The organism is Haloarcula sp. R1-2, from assembly GCF_011627385.1.
In the GTDB taxonomy this organism is placed as follows: Archaea; Halobacteriota; Halobacteria; order Halobacteriales; family Haloarculaceae; genus Haloarcula; species Haloarcula marismortui.
Genome location: NZ_JAANTG010000001.1, coordinates 871,382 through 889,179, shown reverse-complemented (window position 1 = coordinate 889,179; position 17,798 = coordinate 871,382). Strand labels below are relative to the sequence as shown.

At 63.1% G+C, this 17,798-nt stretch carries 25 protein-coding genes; 9 read left to right on the top strand and 16 right to left on the bottom strand.

The features are described 5' to 3' along the window. Positions 1–138: 138 nt before the first annotated feature. The 4 genes from G9C82_RS20855 to G9C82_RS04460 form a co-directional block, all read right to left on the bottom strand. Positions 139–270: a hypothetical protein gene (locus G9C82_RS20855; protein ID WP_255458637.1), complete on the bottom strand. Its 132-nt coding sequence runs from the start codon at positions 268–270 to the stop codon at positions 139–141. 100 nt (positions 271–370) lie between these two features. Beyond that, positions 371–1,120, bottom strand: coding sequence for a 4-hydroxy-tetrahydrodipicolinate reductase (gene dapB / locus G9C82_RS04470; protein ID WP_127013471.1), 750 nt, complete (start codon positions 1,118–1,120; stop codon positions 371–373). Continuing rightward, positions 1,117–2,037: a 4-hydroxy-tetrahydrodipicolinate synthase gene (dapA, locus tag G9C82_RS04465; RefSeq protein WP_004962963.1), complete on the bottom strand. Its 921-nt coding sequence runs from the start codon at positions 2,035–2,037 to the stop codon at positions 1,117–1,119. Before dapA ends, dapB begins: the two co-directional genes overlap by 4 nt. A gap of 388 nt (positions 2,038–2,425) precedes the next feature. After that, positions 2,426–2,713, bottom strand: coding sequence for a hypothetical protein (locus tag G9C82_RS04460; RefSeq protein ID WP_004962960.1), 288 nt, complete (start codon positions 2,711–2,713; stop codon positions 2,426–2,428). A gap of 193 nt (positions 2,714–2,906) precedes the next feature. Between G9C82_RS04460 and G9C82_RS04455 the strand changes: the two genes are divergently transcribed. Next, entirely contained in the window at positions 2,907–3,404 is a 498-nt protein-coding gene (locus tag G9C82_RS04455) for an NYN domain-containing protein (protein ID WP_004516675.1), read from the top strand. A gap of 147 nt (positions 3,405–3,551) precedes the next feature. Here G9C82_RS04455 and G9C82_RS04450 read toward each other — a convergent pair whose 3' ends face one another. Continuing rightward, positions 3,552–3,734, bottom strand: coding sequence for a hypothetical protein (locus tag G9C82_RS04450; RefSeq protein ID WP_007188323.1), 183 nt, complete (start codon positions 3,732–3,734; stop codon positions 3,552–3,554). 589 nt (positions 3,735–4,323) lie between these two features. Here G9C82_RS04450 and G9C82_RS04445 point away from each other — a divergent pair. Both G9C82_RS04445 and G9C82_RS04440 read left to right on the top strand, forming a co-directional pair. After that, positions 4,324–4,791: a PUA domain-containing protein gene (locus tag G9C82_RS04445; RefSeq protein WP_011222890.1), complete on the top strand. Its 468-nt coding sequence runs from the start codon at positions 4,324–4,326 to the stop codon at positions 4,789–4,791. A gap of 119 nt (positions 4,792–4,910) precedes the next feature. Next, the gene (locus G9C82_RS04440; RefSeq protein ID WP_127013470.1) at positions 4,911–5,396 is read left to right on the top strand and encodes a hypothetical protein; all 486 of its coding nucleotides are present in this window, start codon (positions 4,911–4,913) and stop codon (positions 5,394–5,396) included. On the opposite strand, the gene G9C82_RS04435 is transcribed toward G9C82_RS04440, so the two are convergent. Further along, on the bottom strand, positions 5,397–6,347 hold the full coding sequence (locus G9C82_RS04435; protein ID WP_007188326.1) for an AEC family transporter: 951 nt from the start codon (positions 6,345–6,347) through the stop codon (positions 5,397–5,399). A 146-nt stretch (positions 6,348–6,493) separates the two neighbouring features. Between G9C82_RS04435 and G9C82_RS04430 the strand changes: the two genes are divergently transcribed. The 4 genes from G9C82_RS04430 (at position 6,494) to G9C82_RS04415 (ending at position 8,275) form a co-directional block, all read left to right on the top strand. Further along, positions 6,494–6,883 (top strand): nascent polypeptide-associated complex protein, encoded by a 390-nt coding sequence (locus tag G9C82_RS04430; RefSeq protein ID WP_007188327.1) that lies wholly within the window; start codon positions 6,494–6,496, stop codon positions 6,881–6,883. A gap of 1 nt (position 6,884) precedes the next feature. Next, positions 6,885–7,607: a methyltransferase domain-containing protein gene (locus G9C82_RS04425; protein ID WP_127013469.1), complete on the top strand. Its 723-nt coding sequence runs from the start codon at positions 6,885–6,887 to the stop codon at positions 7,605–7,607. A 75-nt stretch (positions 7,608–7,682) separates the two neighbouring features. Further along, entirely contained in the window at positions 7,683–7,892 is a 210-nt protein-coding gene (locus G9C82_RS04420; RefSeq protein WP_004962941.1) for a hypothetical protein, read from the top strand. Positions 7,893–7,894: 2 nt separating this feature from the next. Beyond that, positions 7,895–8,275: a hypothetical protein gene (locus G9C82_RS04415; RefSeq protein WP_004962938.1), complete on the top strand. Its 381-nt coding sequence runs from the start codon at positions 7,895–7,897 to the stop codon at positions 8,273–8,275. Here G9C82_RS04415 and G9C82_RS04410 read toward each other — a convergent pair. From G9C82_RS04410 to G9C82_RS04400, 3 genes are all read right to left on the bottom strand, one after another. Next, positions 8,256–8,867, bottom strand: coding sequence for a hypothetical protein (locus G9C82_RS04410; protein WP_121302672.1), 612 nt, complete (start codon positions 8,865–8,867; stop codon positions 8,256–8,258). The two genes, G9C82_RS04415 and G9C82_RS04410, sit on opposite strands and share 20 nt — an antisense overlap. A gap of 9 nt (positions 8,868–8,876) precedes the next feature. Beyond that, on the bottom strand, positions 8,877–9,203 hold the full coding sequence (locus G9C82_RS04405; protein WP_011222897.1) for a transcription factor S: 327 nt from the start codon (positions 9,201–9,203) through the stop codon (positions 8,877–8,879). Positions 9,204–9,319: 116 nt separating this feature from the next. Next, positions 9,320–10,414, bottom strand: coding sequence for a hypothetical protein (locus tag G9C82_RS04400; RefSeq protein WP_127013468.1), 1,095 nt, complete (start codon positions 10,412–10,414; stop codon positions 9,320–9,322). A 133-nt stretch (positions 10,415–10,547) separates the two neighbouring features. Between G9C82_RS04400 and G9C82_RS04395 the strand changes: the two genes are divergently transcribed. Further along, the gene (locus G9C82_RS04395) at positions 10,548–10,835 is read left to right on the top strand and encodes a DUF5789 family protein (protein ID WP_004962927.1); all 288 of its coding nucleotides are present in this window, start codon (positions 10,548–10,550) and stop codon (positions 10,833–10,835) included. 159 nt (positions 10,836–10,994) lie between these two features. Further along, positions 10,995–11,195: a hypothetical protein gene (locus tag G9C82_RS04390; RefSeq protein ID WP_004962924.1), complete on the top strand. Its 201-nt coding sequence runs from the start codon at positions 10,995–10,997 to the stop codon at positions 11,193–11,195. A 92-nt stretch (positions 11,196–11,287) separates the two neighbouring features. On the opposite strand, the gene G9C82_RS04385 is transcribed toward G9C82_RS04390, so the two are convergent. The 7 genes from G9C82_RS04385 to G9C82_RS04355 form a co-directional block, all read right to left on the bottom strand. Then, the gene (locus G9C82_RS04385) at positions 11,288–11,452 is read right to left on the bottom strand and encodes a hypothetical protein (RefSeq protein ID WP_004962921.1); all 165 of its coding nucleotides are present in this window, start codon (positions 11,450–11,452) and stop codon (positions 11,288–11,290) included. Between the two features lie 89 nt (positions 11,453–11,541). Further along, positions 11,542–11,706, bottom strand: coding sequence for a hypothetical protein (locus tag G9C82_RS04380; protein WP_007188331.1), 165 nt, complete (start codon positions 11,704–11,706; stop codon positions 11,542–11,544). A gap of 75 nt (positions 11,707–11,781) precedes the next feature. Next, positions 11,782–12,552, bottom strand: a complete 771-nt coding sequence (locus tag G9C82_RS04375) for a creatininase family protein (RefSeq protein ID WP_004962915.1) — start codon at positions 12,550–12,552, stop codon at positions 11,782–11,784. An 80-nt stretch (positions 12,553–12,632) separates the two neighbouring features. Next, positions 12,633–14,330: an alpha-glucosidase gene (locus G9C82_RS04370; RefSeq protein ID WP_127013467.1), complete on the bottom strand. Its 1,698-nt coding sequence runs from the start codon at positions 14,328–14,330 to the stop codon at positions 12,633–12,635. A 98-nt stretch (positions 14,331–14,428) separates the two neighbouring features. After that, the gene (locus G9C82_RS04365) at positions 14,429–15,511 is read right to left on the bottom strand and encodes a Xaa-Pro peptidase family protein (RefSeq protein ID WP_127013466.1); all 1,083 of its coding nucleotides are present in this window, start codon (positions 15,509–15,511) and stop codon (positions 14,429–14,431) included. Positions 15,512–15,644: 133 nt separating this feature from the next. Beyond that, positions 15,645–16,604, bottom strand: a complete 960-nt coding sequence (locus G9C82_RS04360; protein ID WP_127013465.1) for a nucleoside hydrolase — start codon at positions 16,602–16,604, stop codon at positions 15,645–15,647. Positions 16,605–16,720: 116 nt separating this feature from the next. Then, positions 16,721–17,734 carry an alanine dehydrogenase gene (locus G9C82_RS04355; RefSeq protein ID WP_011222902.1) on the bottom strand — a complete coding sequence of 338 codons (1,014 nt, stop codon included), beginning with the start codon at positions 17,732–17,734 and terminating at the stop codon, positions 16,721–16,723. Positions 17,735–17,798 lie beyond the last annotated feature (64 nt).

Genomic DNA, 17,798 nt, shown 5'->3' with positions numbered 1-17,798 from the left:
CTGTAGCCTTCGTATCGCCGTCCCATCCGCATGAAGCCCCACTGTTCCGGGTGATGTCTCAATGCGGTCGACCGCGAGTACTGCGACCGAAACGGCTCGCAGTCAGACACCAGTGCTCTGGCGGCAGCTAGTACCGCTTCAGTCGGCCCCGTGACCGGGAATGTAGCCACACTCCGGGCACATACTGATTCGCGGGGCCGTTGCTTCGAACGAGGTTGCACATCGGGGACAGTCGGACGCGGGGAGTCGGACGGATTGGTTCGTAGCCATACCAGATTGTTGCAGAGAGCGACGTATAAGGGTAATTCTAATATTTATCGTAGTGTACTAGGCTGTATAATCGGGTATGAAGATCACAGCGTCAACCGTGCTACGCGTCGACAACGTCGCCGAACTCGTACCAGCCAGCGCCACGGCCGACGAGCCACGCCGCCGCATCGAGTGCGCCGGCGGAGAACACGCCGCGGTCTTCGGCCCGGTGTGAGAGCGAGAGGACTTCGTCATTGCCGGCCAGTACGAGTTCGTGCTCCCCGCGAACGTCGCCGGCCCGGCGAGCGAACACGCCGATTTCGTCGTCTTCACGGGGGGCGTGCCCTTCGCGGCCGTACACTGGTTCCACGTCGCGCTCTTCCTGAATTACGTCGAGGATGCTGCTGGCCGTTCCCGACGGGGCGTCGACTTTACGGTTGTGGTGAGTCTCCATGAGTTCGAGGTCGTAGTCGTCGAGCGTGCCGACGGCCTCGCTGATGAGACGCTGGAGGACCTGAATCCCCTGTGAGAAATTCGTGGCTTTCAGCAGCGGAATCTCCTCGCTGGCGTCTTGCAGGCGGGCCAGCCCGTCCTCGTCGAAGCCGGTGGTTCCGACAACCATCGGGACGCCCGCCTCGACGCAGGCCTCGGCGACGGTCAGCGCACCCTCAGGGACGGCGAAATCGACCACAACGTCCACGTCGTACTCCCGGAGCGCAGCGGCGGCCTCGGCCGGGTGGACGACCGGGACGTCGTCAACCGCATCCGTGTCGCTGGTCGCGAAGCCGACCACGACCTCGCTGTCGGTGGCGGCCTCGATGACGGCCCCGCCCATCTGGCCGGTGACGCCGTTGACCGCCACTCGCGTCATCGCTCGGCCTCCGCGTACTCGTCTTCGAGGTCTTCGGTTTCGAGCGTGGCGAGCACGTCACGCAGGTGGTCGAGGTGTTCGTCGGACAGGCGGGTCAGCGGCGAGCGGAGGTGTGCTGGGCCGTAGCCCCGGATTCGCATCGCCTCCTTGACCGGAATGGGGTTGGTCTCGACGAACATCGCGCGGAACAGCGGCCCGAGTTCGTGATGAATCGCTTGCGCTCGCTCGAAGTCGCCAGACAGCGCCGCCCCGACCATGGCGCAGGTGCGCTCCGGTTCGATGTTGGCCGAGACAGAGATACAACCAGTTCCACCGACTGACAGCATCGGTAGCGTCATCCCGTCGTCACCGGACAGCACCGCGAAGTCCTCGTCTCGTGTGCGCTCGATGATCTCGGAAATCTGGTTCATGTCGCCGCTCGCGGCCTTGTATGCGCGGATGTTCGGGTGCGACGCGAGTTCGGCCGCCGTGTCCGGCTCGATGTTCTGGCCCGTCCGCGAGGGGACGTTGTAGACGATCTGTGGCAGGTCGACAGCGTCGGCCAGGGTCGTGTAGTGGTCGATAAACCCCTGCTGTTCGGGCTTGTTGTAGTACGGCGAGATGAGCAACAGGGCATCAGCGCCGGCCTCGGCGGAGCGCCGCGATAGCTCTAGTGCTTCCTTGGTGTTGTTCGACCCTGAGCCGGCGATGACTGGCACGTCGTCGACGGCGTCGATGACCGCCTCGACAACCTCGATGTGTTCGTCGTGGGAGAGCGTCGCCGATTCGCCGGTCGAGCCGACGGGCACGAGCCCGTCCACGCCGGCGGATTCGAGCCGCTGGGCATCGTCTCTGAGTGTTTCGAAGTCAATACTGCCGTCTTGATGGAATGGCGTGCACATCGCTGGGAACACGCCGTGGAAGTCAATCGCTGTCATTGCTGTGTGTCTGGTGTCGCTGTGGGTTCGGTTGTCCGGTCGGAAACGGTGCGGTAGCCGGCCGATACCGCCGGCTGTTGTGTGTCAAACGACCTGACCCGAGACGGAGTCGCCACGTCCGCCACGAGTCGCTAAAACGTCGGCTTGCGCTTTGCGCGGACGACGCCCTCACCGGGGAGCCATGAAGCGGTTCCGGACTGACGGCGTCGTCGCATGGTCGAGTAACTGCGTGTGACTGACTTAGCTTTTGTGTTCTCGCGGTCGCCGTTCACAGTGTGTTCGAAGCGCTATCGAATCGTGGACGGCGCGACTGCACCTGTAAAGTTGAGTTCTGCCTGAAACAACCGGTCAGTAGACGTGCATATTGGTCATACCCATTTCCTCGCGCTCAGCCCCAGATTGATTCTGGAACCGAGATGAGGAGAATAACGAAGACAACGAGCGTCCCGAGGCCGAGCATTCGCAGGACTCCCGCTGAACGTCGTCGATTCGGGGGCAGGAATTCCGCGAACCCAGAGAACGCAAACGCGATACCCAAAAAGAGCATGTTGTGAGGGCCGTCGAGTACAATACCGAAATACACCCACCCAAGGATGCAGATGAACGAGAAGAGTGAGAAAAGGAGCCCCTTCTGCCGTCCGTCTGGCTCACGAAATAACATTCGCTGAATTGTCATACACATACTGACAGACGGTTGATTTAATAAATCGTCCGGCTGCACTGCCCGGATATCCGGTTGCTGTATTGATATATTCTCTGCACGGATAGAACTGCTGAACCGACAACAACTGGTTAGTTGGGGCATAATTACCCTGCTGTTTCACGTTTGTATCCCGAAAGCATATTCGGGCCGATAGCCAATACCTGATATGACAGTTTCCCAGCCGGGACAGCGCGTGGCCGTACTGGCCGACGCGCAAAACCTCTATCACACTGCCCGGAGTCTTTACTCGCGGAACATCGACTACGAGGCACTACTGGAAGAGGCCGTTGACGGCCGCGAACTGACCCGTGCTATCGCCTACGTCATCCGAGCGGACTCGCCCGAAGAAGAGTCGTTTTTCGAAGCGCTCGTCGACATTGGCTTCGAGACACGCATCAAGGACATCAAGACGTTTCAGGACGGATCGAAGAAAGCCGACTGGGATGTCGGGATGAGCCTCGACGCCGTCTCGCTGGCGAATCACGTCGATACAGTAGTGCTCTGTACCGGCGACGGGGATTTCGCTCGCGTGTGTCGATATCTCCGCCACGAGGGCTGTCGCGTCGAAGCGATGGGATTCGAGGAGTCGTCCTCCGAAGACCTCAAAGCGGCCGTTGATGGATTTATCGACATGAGCGACGACTCCGACCGGTTCCTGCTGTAGCCGAATCAGTGTCTGGGCGGTCGCTCCGCCGCTCTGTCCACTGCTGTTTACCCACGTAACCGACATTCTCCCGCGGTTTTCTGCGGTTCGACGGGCCTACAGCTACGATGTTTGGGTTACTGTCGAAGGAAAAGGTTCTCTCGGCGGTTAGACCGGGCGACCGTCTTCTGACGTTCCAACGAGGAGCGCTCCGGCGGCCAGCCCCAGCGCAGCCAGCGCTCCGGCAGCGGCCGGGATGCCGATGTCGATTGCCCCTGTACCAAGGATGAGCACGGTGCTGATCGCCAGCAGCACAGCGCCCAGAATTACTTTTCGCGTGTCTGTAGCCATATCACCAATTCCTAAGAAGTCATCCGGTATAAATTTCCCCAAAACCGATGGAGGAAAGTATGGTACAGGACAGCAATACCCATATTTCTCCTGCGAAACGCCATCGCTCCAGTTCGGCAGCACGGTATTTCGGGCCCACCTGCACAACTGAAGCAGTACATACATCCCCTCGTAGTGCCCCCGACCAGTTGGGTCATAGCGACAGCATGTTGCCACGTGTTGAGGCGTGTCGGTACACCCTCGCGGCTGCTCGTCACGGACCAGGCGCGAGATAGAGACCCACTGCAGTTCCAGGCATCGTCGTCGGACCTCCGACACGGATTGGATACAGAGGCACACGCCCCGCACACTCGGGCCGGGGCGAGTGACGGAGCGAACCACTGGCATTCCGGTTCGAGTCTGTCACCCAGAGGGCCGGACCGCTGATTCGGAACGGACCGGGGGGAGTGGCACTCAACATCGCCACACAATTTCTGTCGGCCGTGGTTCGGGCAGCCACGGTCTGGCACACATTTCGTTTCGGATTCCACTGGATAGTGGCACGGACGGAACCGAAAGGCGGTTTATCACCCGGCATCGAACACGGGCAATGAGTGACGATGAGTTCCGCGGGCTCCGGCGTGCAGCCGACTACCAGTTCGGCGGTGGCGGCGGGACGGCGCTGTTCGCAGGTCCCGATACCCTCGACGTAACACACACCAGCTCCGGCCGTCCGCGGCAGGTCCATGCCACGGATGGCCGGATCGCTACGTACGGCGACGACGGGCGCTTTCGGCTCGGACTCGCCGGCGGGAACCGGCTCCTTGATGCATTCGACGGGCCGCGACACCGCGTGGTCGTTGGCGACGAGAGCGAGCCGTTCATCCGCGAGGGCCGCAACGCCTTCGCGAAGTTTGTGCAGTCCGCCGACAGCGCCCTCCGTCCGGGCGACGAAGCCCTCGTCGTCCACGAAGACGGCTATCTGCTCGCCGTTGGCCGCGCGGAACTGCCCGGCAGCGGCATGGACGACTTCGAGACGGGGATGGCCGTGAAAGTCCGGCAGGGTGCAGAGGACTGAGACGGAGTGGCGTCGTGACCGCCCGGTACGTGCCGACCCCGGGGTTGGGACTCTCCGGCCCTGCTCGACACCATCCCGTATGACAAAAAGCATTTGCTGCTCCCGTCGGGACGAGCGATATGCGCCGCCGCACCCTCCTCGCCGCGCTCGCGCTCTCCCCAGTCGCCGGCTGTGTTGCGCCCGGTGACGACACGGCGACGAACGGCTCGACGACACCGACAGCCACAGCGACGCCAGCGGAACAGTCGACAGCACCCGTGACCGAAACACCGCAGGACACGCCGACACCGACAGTAACGCCCGCCCCCGACGACCCGATCCTGTTTATCATCGACAACGACACGGACAGTGAACAGACTGTCACACTCACCATCACACGGGACGAAGCGACGGTGCTCGATGAGACGGAGACGCTGGTTGCCGGCGAGTCCGTCGAGTATGACCCGACCATCGGTGCGACCGGAACATACACGATTACCGTCGCGGTCGCTGGCGGTCCCAGCCGGACTATCGAACGGAATATCGGTCGGTTCGCGGTCAGCAGCGGCTCGAATCACTTTGTCGATATTACCGCTGACGAGATCAGAATATACTGGGAAGAGTAGTCACAGCACCAGTCCCGACTGGAGTAGCCACACTAGCAGCGTGACCGTTACGGCACTTGCGATGGTCGTCAGGAACACCGTTGCACTGACGAGTTCGCTCGGCGACTGGTCCCCTGTCCCATGGCTGAACGCGCCAACGAGGATGATGGTCGTCACGCCGGTCGGTGTCGCCAGCAGTAGCACGACGACCCGCGCGACCGTCTGGTTCTGGAACCCGACTGCGAGCACTGCGGCGAACGCGAACACTGGCGCGAGCAGGAGTTTCAATGCGCTGGCGATACCGACGGACTGGAAGTCGCTGTTCCCGTCGACGTTCGAGAGTTGAATCCCGAGGATGAGCAACATCACTGGAATCGACGCGTTGCCAAGCAGTTCCAGCGTCTGCATCACTGTCGACTCCGTCGGCGGTACTGCGCCGACCCACCGGAGTGCCAGCGCCACGACGACGGCGTAGATGAGCGGTACACCGAACACGCGACGCATATCCGCCAGCGGGCTGCCGCCGCTGCCCCGCGCGGCGATGTAGATGCCGACGGTGTAGAGCAACACGCCCTGCAGTGCGGTCACGAGGACGGCCGTGCTCCGCCCCGTCGCACCGAAGGCGAAATCCGCCAGTGGAATGCCGTAGTTCCCGGTGTTGGGAAAGATAGACACGAGGACAAACGCGCCCAGCAAGGGTTCCGAGTGGCCCGTGAGGCGACCGACACCCTCTGCGAGGAGGACCATTGCGGCGGTGAACAACACGACGGCGAGGACGACGCTCAGAATCGTGTCGCCGGCCAGCGAGGACGTGGTCAGGCTGTGGACGACGAGCGCCGGTGCGAGGACGTACACCGTGATGGTGTTGAGCGCGTCGGGGTCGGTGCCTTGCAGTCGGCCGAGCGCGAAGCCCGCCGCAGCGACGGCGACGACCGGGAGGATCGCCGTGGCGAAGATAGACAGCAGTGACACGGCGGGGATGCACGGGCGAGCCTTAGAATCGTTACGAAGCCGTGGGTGTGTGCCGGTTTCGTCCGGTCGACGGGCCTGTCCCGCGACAAACGTCGGTCCGAGTCCGGGTCGCTACGCTTTTCTGCCCTGCCCCGCCAGTCCTACGTATGTTTGGCGGAGGCGGCGGGATGAACCCGCGCAAGATGAAGCAGATGATGGAACAGATGGGCATCGACATGGAGGACATCGATGCGCAGGAAGTAATTATCCGCACACCTGACGAGGAACTCGTCTTCGACGACGCGGAGGTCCAGCTCATGGAAGCCCAGGGCCAGAAAACGTATCAGGTCGTCGGCGAGCCTGAGAGCCGCGAACTCGGCTCCGGCGAAGGCTCGGCCGCGGCCGACGACGCCGACGAGAGCGGCAGCGACGCCGGCGTTGACGAGGACGACGTCGAACTCGTCGCGATGCGGGCCGGCGTTGACGAAGACACCGCGCGAGAGGCGCTCGAAGCCAACGACGGCGACCTCGCGGACGCGGTCGACGAACTGGAGTAACGTGGCGTACCTCTTCGTCCACGAAGACCGCGAGTACCTGCTGGACCCCGGCGAGCGGTTCGAATCCGACCTCGGCATTCTGGAAGTGCCCGAAGACGTGGAACCGGGCGATGTCGTCGAGACGCATCTGGGCACCGGCTTCACCGTCCGTCGGTTGCGCGGCCCGGACCTGTTCACCCACCTCGAACGCACCGGCGCGCCGATGATGCCCCGCGACGTGGGGCTGGTCGTCGGCAAGACCGGGGTAGCCGCTGCGGACCGTGTCCTCGATGCCGGGACCGGGACCGGCATCCTCAGCGCGTACATGGGCCGTATCGGCGCTGACGTGGTTACTTACGAGCAGGACCCAGAGTTCGCCGAGGTCGCGCGCCAGAACATGGAGATCGCCGGCGTCGCTGATACCGTCGAGGTCCGGACCGGTGACATTACGGACGACCTCGACGACCTCTCGGGCTTTGACGTGCTGACACTCGACACCGAAGACGCACCGGCCGTGGTCGAGCGAACGCCTACGCTGCTGGACCGCGGCGGGTCGCTGGCGGTGTACTCCCCGTTCGTGGAGAACACGCGCGAAGTCGTCGCAACGGCCACCGAGGTCGGACTCGATGGCGTCGAAACGCTTGACACCATCCAGCGGGAGATGGACTTCGACGACCGAGGCTCCCGCCCATCGACCGGTGGCGTCGGTCACACCGGATACCTGACATTCGCGCGGCGGCCCTGACGGCCTCCGTCGGTCTGCTCACCCCCTGTTGTTGGGGTCGACTTTAAACATGTAGGAGTGCGTATGGTATACTGCATGAGCGAATCAGAGACGCCGATGGAGACGACAACCTGGCCAGACCTCGCAATCGGGCTCTACGACCGCCTGACTGGCCGCAATGCCGAAATAACGTACGACTTCGACGACATGGAAGTCGATGTCCCGAGCAAGGCCGGCGAGGACGCCGAGCACGCTCGCTGGCGGGTCGACGGCACGCTGACCATCACGACACGCGACAACGACTGACAGTGGTCACCACGGCGAAGGCGGTCGGTGATCTGTTCGACCTGATCGAGCGAAAGCCGGACCTCCTCGTCGACGCCGACCTGACCGTCGAGCGGGACGGGGTCGCGTTCACCGTCCGCGGATACGACGACCTCGTCGCCGTCGACTTCCCGTCGTTCGGGGCGGCGCTCGATCTCTGGCGGGATCGACTGGTCGGAGGACGGGACGCCGCCGCGGCGCTGGCCGCTGCCGGACTGACGGCTGAAATCCGCGTTCGCGGAGCGCCCGTTGCCCGCCTCGGCGCGGACGCCGTTCCGAGTTCGCTTGCAAACCGACTCGGTCTCGGGCCGATCCAACTGTTCCTCGACGGCGCGCTCCTGGCGATTACGCCACGGCGCGAATGAGGGAAAGCAGTTCGGCCCGGTAGTCCGACGGCGTCCGCCGGAGCGGTTCAGGCGGACTTTCCACACTCAAAAGGGTCGCCAGCGACCGGTCGGGATACGCCCCAGCGGCGATACGGAACCCATCGCCGTGCCAGACGCCAACCCAGCCGGTAATCGACAGCGTCGCGTCGATCGCTTCGAGATCGAGTTCGGCGCTGTAGGTCCGGAGCCGCGCTCGGTCGCCGCTGTCCACGCGGACTCGTTCTCTCCGCCCGCGCTCGATGGACTCGAACCCCCTGTCGGCCAGTTCATCGGCGAAGGCTGACTGGGCCTCTGAGCGGACTGTCGGGAGAATCATCGCCGGTCCGATGCCCGGCGCAAGCGGCGGGGTAAACGATAGTGCGGTCGCGAAAAAGAACCGCCACTGGTGGTCGAGCCCGATTGCGTCCCGGACGGCCTCACGCGTCTCGGCAGCATCGTACACCTTCGTCGCCCCCTCGACGCGGGCTGTCGGTAATTGAAAGACTGTTTCGACGCTCTCGTCGACGAGCTCCCAGCCGCCATCGCGTAACTGGTCAGCGGGTACGTCCGGGTACGCGGGGTCAGTGGGCACGGGCTGGCCTCAGTGGTCGTCCTCTCGCCACTTGTGTTCGCACTCGGTGCAGGTGAAAAACCGAGTCTCGGACTCGTCGGCCGCGCGGATCTGCTTCATTTCGTAGAAGGCCCGCTCGTTGCCACATTCGGGACAGCGAGCGCCCGTCGTCGGCCCCATGTCTTCGGCATCGACCTCGGAGGTGTCGACGACTTCCGACTCCTCTTGGCCCTGCGTGGTGACGGCCATCTCCTGTTCGGCCTCGGCGTTTCGAGCCTTTTCGTAGCCGCAGCTACCACAGACCCAGCGCTCGTCGTCCGTTTTCATCATCGAACCGCATTCGTCGCAAAACTCCATTGTAGTACCACCGTTTGCTTGCCGACCGTGTTAAACACCCGGTTTCGCCCGGGCCGTTCTCTCTCCGTGTTGCCGTGTAGTGTGGAACGAACAATAAAATCGGCGTGTCAACCGTCTCAGTCGTTTCGAACCCACGCCGAGCAGGCTTCCATGTCGTCCATGACTTCGCCGTGGAACGAACAGTACGGCTCGATGTCGCCGTCCTGCATCACATACTCGAAATGCCGGCAGTTCCCGCAGTATGTGTCTGGTTCGCCCTGATGGACCGCCGTCTCGGTAATCGCATCGCGTCCCGTCGTCGCCGTACCGCCGTCAGCCGACGGCGTTGCTTCCGGGCCTGCCTCAGCTATTCTCGGGTCGAGTGTGTTCTCGGAGGGGCCGGTCTGGTCTGCTCCACTTGAAGCGGTAGTTTGCTGACCGGTGCTCGAACGAGTGTTCGCCTGACGGCCCGACTGTCGCTCCGTCGCTGTACCGCTGCCCGACTGTCGATTGGACCGCGTGCTGCGGTCAGATTGCGTGTCCCCCGTCGGTTGCCGACGGCGGCTGTTGGCCCTGCGTGTATCGTTCGAGCGCTGTCCGGTCCCGCCGTCGCTGACAGCGCCCTCGGTACCCGTCCCCGGCCGATTCGTCTGCGTCTCGACTGTGCCGTCCGGGTCCTGTCCGAAAAATCCGATGCCGCCCAGCCCCGGGAGCGTTCGGGCTTCTTCGACGAGGCGAATCGTTCCTTCCTCGGTCACCTCCATGCGTGCCGTCCCACCGGGGTCGTTTCGCGTCTTGAACGTCGCAAGCGACGCGAACAGGCACCAGAACGTTGTTACGATACCAGCGAAGTAGACGACGCCGGTAAGCAGTGCCAGCAGCGGGTCGCTGCTGGTCCAGCTGTAGGGGTACAGCGACTGGAACAGGCCGACGCCGCCCGCTGCGACACCTGTTCCGCCGAGCGCAGTCAGCCGGATTCGACGACTGGCCGGCAATACCGCGAACACGCCGAGAATAACCGACGGCAGCCCGAGCCCGGCGATGATACCGGCGACTCGCCTGGCTGCGTAAGCGTCCAGCCCGTATCTGTTTCCGAGGGCGGTCGTTGCGAGTGCGATTGCCCCGACGAGTCCGGCAACACCAACGAGAAACAGAGCCGTCCCGACGAGTTGCTGGCGACGCGATGCGACGCGTCCAACCTCCCCTTCGTACACGTCGGTGAGACTAGTCATGCAGTACACTACTGCTACATCCGATAAAACTACCCGTCAGACAGATGCATGACGCGGGCACGCGCGTACGCAGTCCGACAGATACGCGAGCCGTTCCGAAAGCACTAATCGGACCCACGGGCACTGTTCGGGTATGAGCGACGACGAAAGCGAGGACGCGGAGGAGCCGGCTGTCGAACTCGGCGATGGACCCGACGTTACCGGTGCGCCGCTTTCCCGCGTCTCGGCCCGGCTCACCTGGGGCATCGAACACAGCACTATCGTCGACCGCGAGGGTGACACGACGGTTCGGACGCCCGACGGCCCGCAGGAACTGGCAACGGTGCTTGAGGACGTCGACGTGCCGTATTTCTCCGACCGCCAGGAGTTCGAGAGTGCAGTCCGAGATGTCCTCGGGACCGGTCCTGTTCCGACCGAGTAATCTGGGTAGCGGACTTTTGTCTGGCCGGACATGGCTACATCATCTGGTCTAGCAGTGGTCCGTCTGACGACATGGGCCGTGTGGCACTGCTTTCTACGCGGCATTCCGCCATCGTATTTGAACCACAGGGTTTGATACCGTCTGTTGTGGAGACAGCGTGTGTTCCGTAGGAGGGGGATGTCTTGGAAAGAGCAAACGGCATTCGCTATCTGGGGACTCGGGGTTATCATCGTTCTCCGAACCCTGTATGATGTCTTCGGCGTGGAGGGGCGCGAATTAGCTATCGTTGCTGTTGTCCTGTTCTTTGGCTCGTTCTACGGTGTGTTCATGCCAGTCTGGCGACGGCTCTCTGCGGAGTGAAGCACAAGAAGAGCGTCTGTGCGGTCACAGCGGGTCAGCGGTCCGACGCAGTACGGTTCGCTACCGTAGCGCCACAACACAACAGCGTACAGTTACCGCATATTTTCGAGCGCACACACTGTGTCGGAGATAATCCACTCCGTCTCACAGTCGGCGTGCTCGATACTGAGCGCGTTGAAGGTCTCTCGTCCGTCATCGACCGTTATTTCGAACGCTCGGCTACGAAGCGACTCCGGATGGGGACTCGGTGGGGACACACATCACCCTCATAGGGTGGGACCGATAAACGAGTCGATTCGCGGCGAGAGGGCCGTAACGCGCCGATTGGCCGCCGTCTGGCGATTGGTCAGGATTCGGCTCGGTCGCTCACTTCGGCTCTGCCGCGGCGCTTCCCGAACAGGTACGCGGCGACAATGAGTGCGAGGGGAACGACGAGAAACAGTCCCATCATGACGAGGAGAATGACCAGTTCGATAGCGCCGGGCATTCCGGGAAACAGGAGGAGGGCCATACCCATCGTACATCCGCCCGTCGCAAAAAGCCACCTGCCAAGCGAGCGGTGGGACTCGCCCCCACGGCGTCAGGCTTAGACGTGTGGCTCCGGCAGGAGGTCGTCGAACGCCTGCGCGTCCAGCCACTCACAGAGCCTGACAAGCTGTTCGGTCGCGGCCTCGAACATCTCCGCGCCCTTCTCGGCCGTCGCGTCCGTCTGGTCGCCCAGAACGCCGTTGTCGGTGTTATCGGCGGCGTCGTAGAAGGTCCGTGAGCCGTATTTGTTTGTCTCTGCCGCCTCGACGCTCGGAATCCCGCCGTCCCGTGCGTCTTCGAGGCGGTCGTCGTGAACCAGTTCGGAGCGCAGGTGTTGAATCATGGCCGTCTCTTTCGGCCCGCCGTGTGGCCCGTTCTGCTCGAACAGGTCGTCCACGAGGTCCGGGATGCTCTCGTCCCACATCCACTCGATAGCGTACAGCACTTCATCGTCCCGGAGCCGGCGGCCGACCTCCCGGAGGTGCTCGATATTCCCGCCGTGGGCGTTCACGTAGATGACCCGGTCGATGCCGTGGTACGCCAGATTCCGAGTGAACGATTCGACGTAGTCACGAAACACCGGCGCGTCGACCCACATCGTCCCGTTGAACTGCCTGTGATGGGGGCTCACGCCGACGTTGATCGTCGGGGTGCAGAGGTAGCCAGTCCTGTCGGCGGCTTCCCGGGCGAAGGCTTCCCCGATGAGGTGGTCGGTCGCCAGCGGGAGGTGCGGCCCGTGTTGTTCGGTCGATCCGAGCGGGACGAGCGCGAGCGACTCCGTCTCGAAATAGTCGTCGAGGTCCGGCCAGGTCTCGTCAGCGAGATACATATCACGTGCTGGAACGGGCGAGTCTTCAATCTGTGCCTCGTGACGACCGTTACGCTGGGAGTAGGCGAGGGAGGACGTGCTCAGTCGAATAGCTCGTAGACGCGAGCGTCGTACGGCGCGAGCGTCACCGTTCCCGGGTCCGTGTCGTCACAGTCGTAGTTGCCCTCGAGCAGCGTCGCATCGGCGTACTCGACCGGGAGGTCGAGGGTCTCCGTTGCGTCGTCGAAATGCAAGACGACGAGGATTCGCTCGGTTCCCGAGTCCGCCGACAACGACCGTGTGAAGGCGAAGACAGTTTCGTGGTCGGGGAGCAGGTCGGTGTAGTCCCCGTACACCAGCACGTCCCTGTCGGCGCGCAACTGGATGAGCCGCTGGTAGTAGCTGTAGACGGAATCCACATCGGCTTGCTGGTCGGCAGCGTTGATCTCTCTGTAGTTCGGATTGACCTGAATCCAGGGGTCGCCGTCGGTGAAACCGGCGTTTTTCGAGTCGTCCCATTGCATTGGCGTTCGAGCGTTGTCGCGGGTCCGGTAGCCGACGATGTCTTTCACGTCATCGTACTCCGCAACGCCGTCTCGGTCGAGTAACTCTCGCGCGTGGTTGATCGCGTCCACGTCGCGGAGGTCGTCCATCGTCTCCCAGTCGGCGTTCGTCATCCCGAGTTCCTGCCCCTGATAGACGTATGGCGTGCCACGGAGCGTGAGGATGAACGTTCCGAGTAGCTTTGCGGATTCCCGGCGATAGTTCTCGGGGTCGCCGTAGCGGGAAACGCTCCGCGGCTGGTCGTGGTTCTCCCAGTACAGCGTGTTCCAGCCGTCCGCCGCCAGCCCGTCCTGCCAGCGGCCGATGATACGCTTCAGTTCCGGCAGGCTCCAGTCACCGACAGACCACCGCTCGCCGTCAGCGTAATCGAGTTTCGTGTGCTGGAAGTGAAACGCCATGTCCAGCGGGCCGTCTGTGTCGGCGTACTCGAGAGCCGATTCGACGGTGAGCTGTGGCATCTCCCCGACGGTCATCACGTCATAGTTCGATAGCACTTCCTCATCTAACGCCGTCAGGTACGACAGCATCTCCGGGCCGTCGATGAAATGCTCGGCGCCGACCCACTCGCTGTCCGGGTCGCCGTCGGGCAACCCCTCGACTTTCGACAGAAGGTTGATGACATCCATCCGGAAGCCGTCGATGCCCTTCTCCAGCCACCACTCGATGGTGTCGAAGATGTCCGTCCGGACCGAATCGTTGCGCCAGTTCAGGTCCGGCTGTGAGGTGTCGTACAGGTGGAGGAAGTACTCGCTGCGCTCCTCGTCGTACTCCCACGCGGATCCCCCGAAGAAGGACTCCCAGTTGTTCGGCGGCACGGGGTCGCCGTCTTCATCTGTCCCGCCCTCGCGCCAGATGTAATAGTCCTCATACTCCGGGTCACGCTGGCGGGATTTCCGAAACCACTCGTGCTGGTCCGACGTGTGATTGACGACGAGGTCCATGACGAGCCGCATATCCCGGTTGTGGACCTCTTCAACCAGCGCTTCCCAGTCGGCCATCGTCCCGAACTCGTCGTAGATGGTCTGATAATCGCTGATGTCGTAGCCGTTGTCCTTCTGGGGAGAGTCATACACCGGGTTGAGCCAGATGACATCGACGCCGAGGTCGGCGACGTAATCCAGGCGCTCGATGATGCCCTGCAAGTCGCCGACGCCATCGCCGTCGCTGTCGTTGAAGCTCCGGGGATAGATCTGGTAGACGACTGCTTCCTTCCACCAGGCGCGCGCTGCGGTCATACACAGGGGTAGCCTGACACGTCGCTTAAATCCACGGGTTCATACAACACCCGTTGTAAACTGCTTACCCTTGCCGGGCAATGGGGGACCCAGTACCGCTACAGTTCCAGCACCGTGTGTCGCGGCAGTTCGAGGTCGTAGCCGACGGGCGAAACCGTCTCAGTCGGCCAGTCGCCGGTCCCGGACAGCAGTTCGATGTCGTCGTCGGAGACGAGATACGTGTCTTCGCTCTTTGTCCCGTCGATGGTCGGGTTCCAGGCGTACCCATGTGGCAACGCGACCTCGCCCTCATGTCCAGGCGTGGCGATCCACTCACGGCCGGCGAAGCCCGTTGCGCCGCCCTGATGATGGTTCTGCCACTCACCCTCCCAGCCGACCGCGGCGTAGGCGTCCTGAATCGCGTCGAACACGTCGCCCGCTGTGCCGCCACCCTGACCGACCACCTGTGTCGCGGCCAGCGCAGTGGTCTCGACGCGGGCGGCCTTGTGGGTTCGCTCCATGAGCCACTCCGGCGGGTCGAACGCGACTGCCCGGGTGGTGCTGACGTGGAGCCCGTCTCGCTGGACGGTCACCGATATGAGCGCGTAGTCGCCGAGTTCAGTGTCAGTCGAGGTGTAATGGCGGTATGATTGCGCCCGCTCGGCGCTGCCAACGAGCACGACGGGCGTGGCGATGCCCCGGCCTTCGAGCTTCTGTCGAAGCACCGCGGTCACATCGAGTTCGGTATGCGAGGGTTCGACTTTCCGCGCGACAGCCTCGACTGCTTCAGCCGTGTCTCGCGCGAGGTCACGGCACTGCTTCATCTGGGTCTCGGTCAGCGGCTGTCGGAGTTGTGTGGCGTCGACTGACTCGAAGCCGGGGACATCGAAATCAGCCGCCGCCGGGGCCGGACTCGCATCAGCAACAGCCTCGGCCAGTGACTCCGCGTGCCAGTCGAACGTCGCAACGGTCACATCGCCGTCGAGTTCCTCGTCACGGAGCCGCGGCGCTTCGATGTTATTGGCGACGACCCGTACGCCGTCGCCGTCGTAGCCCGCGGCGGCGACGCCGATGTCACCCTCCCGGTCGACGACATTGTCGCCTCCCCCTGTGAGCCATGCGAAGGAGTTCGGTCGGGCGAACCAGACGGCTTCGAGTCCCGCTGTCCGGAGATACTGGTCGAGTCGGTCTGTGAGCGTCATACCCTGACATGCCTCCGGCCCCTAGTAAAAACCAGGGACAACACGCGACAACAGGACTGCTGCCACGGGTCCCGCACAGCGGCAACGACGACACACTCTGTTTACTACTATCGCATCCGGCTTCGGTTCCACTTCACTCAGCGATGCCGCTGTCAGGGTCCCGGGACTGGAGCAGCGAGTACATGACGGACTGGAAGGCGTCGCTGTCGACAGATTCTACGACATGGGTGTTCGGGTCCCCGTCGGTCACACCGTTGACGTCGACGCTGGTGTACCCGCGGGTGAGCCCGTCGCGGTCGTCCACCGCGACGTGGTACGTCGACACCGCCTCGCGGAGTTCCGGATACGCCAGCAGCGCGGCGGTGACGCTGTCCGGGAGTGCCGTCCATCCGGGGTCGTCGGGGCCCTCGCTGTTGAACGCCCGGGCCTGCTCGGTTACCGATTCGAAGAACGACGCCAGTTCAGTGTCGAACGCCGACACCGCCTCGAACTCGGAGGAGCCAAACACTGCGTCTCGAAGACACACGCCCCAGTCGACGAGCGTCACCTCGAAGGCGTCGAACACGCGTTTGGCAGCGTCGGGGTCGACCCACAGATTGAATTCCGCGGCAGGAGTGACGTTTCCCTCACAGTTGACGTTCCCGCCCATCACCCACACCTCATCGACAAGCTCCGGAAGTTCAGGCTCGCGGGCGTACGCCAGCGCCAGATTGGTCAGCGGGCCGATGCAGAGCAGCGTGATTTCACCCGGGGCCGCCCGACAGCGGTCGACGATCTCATCTGGTCCAAATCCGCTCGCTGATTCGATGTCCGTTTCGGGAAACAGGTCGCCGCCGAGGCCGTCCTCGCCGTGGATATACGCCGCGTGTTCGAACTCCTTGAGAAGCGGCTGTCTCGCCCCTTCGTAGACGGCCACGTCGAGGGAATCGGCGAGTTCGAGCGTGTACTTCGCGTTCTCGACCTCTCTGTCGAAGGGCACGTTCCCGGCAACGACCGTGATAGCTTCGACGGTAACTCGGTCACTGAGACAGGAAAGGAGAATCGCCTGTGTGTCGTCGCCCGCGGTGTCCGTATCGATGATGACGCGTCGCATACCCGCTCATCGCAGGGCCCATACAAATGTCTCGGGCCGCAACTGTGTGCCACATCGACACTCCGGCACTCGATAGCGACGGATGAACGACCAACCGACGCCGTGAACCGCCGGGATTACACCATTTCGAGGCGGTGTCCGCTGTCGTCACCGAGCGATTCGTACACGATACGCGCGGCAGCAATGTCCTGAATCGCGAGACCGGTCGAGTCGAAGACGCTAATCCCGGACAGGTCGTCACGGCCCGGCGCGTTCCCGACGACGATCTCGCCGAGTTCGGCGTCGATATCCGACTCGTCGATTTCGCCCGTGCTCCAGGGGACGTTTATCTCGCCGGAGTGGGTCGTCTGCTCGAAGTCGTCGATGACGAGGGTCGCCTCACGGATGACCTCCGTGTGGAGTTCCTGCTTCCCTTCGGCGTCGGCACCCATGGCGTTGACGTGGGTGTGCTCCCCGAGGTCCTCAAGCGTGACGATGGGGTCTTCGACCGGCGTGACCGTCGACAGGACGTCACACTGGGCGGCCTCCGAAATCGTGCCTGCTCGGACGTCGAACTCGTCGCCGAAGGTGTCGATGAACCGCTGGACACGGTCGTCGTCGAGGTCGCTGACGATGACGGACTCTATCGGTCGCACCTGGGAAATGGCCTCCAGTTGCGTGTAGGACTGGACGCCAGCGCCGATGATGCCGAGCGAGGTCGCGTCCTCGACGGCGAGGTGGTCCGTCGCCACGGCGGCGGCCGCACCGGTTCGCTTCATGGTCAGTGTCGTCGCGTCCATCACGGCAAGCGGGAAGCCGCTCTCTGGGTCCGTGTACACGAGCGTCCCCATCACGGTCGGCAGGTCGAACTCGTCGGGGTTGTCCGGGTGAACGTTCACCCACTTGATGCCCGACGCTTCCCAGTCGTCCGTTTCGAGGTAGGCCGGCATCGACCGGAAGTCCCCGTTGTGCTGTGGCAGGTCGATGTAGGACTTCGGCGGCATCTGCGCCGTGTCGTTTTCGTATGCGGCGAACGCGGCCTCGATGGCCGGAACGAGGTCCGCCATCTGGACGGTCGCTTCGATGTCCGTGCTGGGGACGATAGTCGTCTGGTTGTCCTGTCGTGCTGTGGAATATAGTGAATTGCTCATAGTGTTGTGAATGTATTATATCGGTTTATTTGACCGCGCGATACTGATTCAGTGGCTGCTCGGC

What these genes read in the sequence shown, in the direction of transcription:
- G9C82_RS20855 (WP_255458637.1), bottom strand. Translation starts at nt 270, where the DNA reads ATGGCTACGAACCAATCCGTCCGACTCCCCGCGTCCGACTGTCCCCGA.
- dapB (WP_127013471.1), bottom strand. Translation starts at nt 1,120, where the DNA reads ATGACGCGAGTGGCGGTCAACGGCGTCACCGGCCAGATGGGCGGGGCC.
- dapA (WP_004962963.1), bottom strand. Translation starts at nt 2,037, where the DNA reads ATGACAGCGATTGACTTCCACGGCGTGTTCCCAGCGATGTGCACGCCA.
- G9C82_RS04460 (WP_004962960.1), bottom strand. Translation starts at nt 2,713, where the DNA reads ATGACAATTCAGCGAATGTTATTTCGTGAGCCAGACGGACGGCAGAAG.
- G9C82_RS04455 (WP_004516675.1), top strand. Translation starts at nt 2,907, where the DNA reads ATGACAGTTTCCCAGCCGGGACAGCGCGTGGCCGTACTGGCCGACGCG.
- G9C82_RS04450 (WP_007188323.1), bottom strand. Translation starts at nt 3,734, where the DNA reads ATGGCTACAGACACGCGAAAAGTAATTCTGGGCGCTGTGCTGCTGGCG.
- G9C82_RS04445 (WP_011222890.1), top strand. Translation starts at nt 4,324, where the DNA reads ATGAGTGACGATGAGTTCCGCGGGCTCCGGCGTGCAGCCGACTACCAG.
- G9C82_RS04440 (WP_127013470.1), top strand. Translation starts at nt 4,911, where the DNA reads ATGCGCCGCCGCACCCTCCTCGCCGCGCTCGCGCTCTCCCCAGTCGCC.
- G9C82_RS04430 (WP_007188327.1), top strand. Translation starts at nt 6,494, where the DNA reads ATGTTTGGCGGAGGCGGCGGGATGAACCCGCGCAAGATGAAGCAGATG.
- G9C82_RS04420 (WP_004962941.1), top strand. Translation starts at nt 7,683, where the DNA reads ATGAGCGAATCAGAGACGCCGATGGAGACGACAACCTGGCCAGACCTC.
- G9C82_RS04405 (WP_011222897.1), bottom strand. Translation starts at nt 9,203, where the DNA reads ATGGAGTTTTGCGACGAATGCGGTTCGATGATGAAAACGGACGACGAG.
- G9C82_RS04400 (WP_127013468.1), bottom strand. Translation starts at nt 10,414, where the DNA reads ATGACTAGTCTCACCGACGTGTACGAAGGGGAGGTTGGACGCGTCGCA.
- G9C82_RS04395 (WP_004962927.1), top strand. Translation starts at nt 10,548, where the DNA reads ATGAGCGACGACGAAAGCGAGGACGCGGAGGAGCCGGCTGTCGAACTC.
- G9C82_RS04380 (WP_007188331.1), bottom strand. Translation starts at nt 11,706, where the DNA reads ATGGCCCTCCTCCTGTTTCCCGGAATGCCCGGCGCTATCGAACTGGTC.
- G9C82_RS04375 (WP_004962915.1), bottom strand. Translation starts at nt 12,552, where the DNA reads ATGTATCTCGCTGACGAGACCTGGCCGGACCTCGACGACTATTTCGAG.
- G9C82_RS04370 (WP_127013467.1), bottom strand. Translation starts at nt 14,330, where the DNA reads ATGACCGCAGCGCGCGCCTGGTGGAAGGAAGCAGTCGTCTACCAGATC.
- G9C82_RS04365 (WP_127013466.1), bottom strand. Translation starts at nt 15,511, where the DNA reads ATGACGCTCACAGACCGACTCGACCAGTATCTCCGGACAGCGGGACTC.
- G9C82_RS04360 (WP_127013465.1), bottom strand. Translation starts at nt 16,604, where the DNA reads ATGCGACGCGTCATCATCGATACGGACACCGCGGGCGACGACACACAG.
- G9C82_RS04355 (WP_011222902.1), bottom strand. Translation starts at nt 17,734, where the DNA reads ATGAGCAATTCACTATATTCCACAGCACGACAGGACAACCAGACGACT.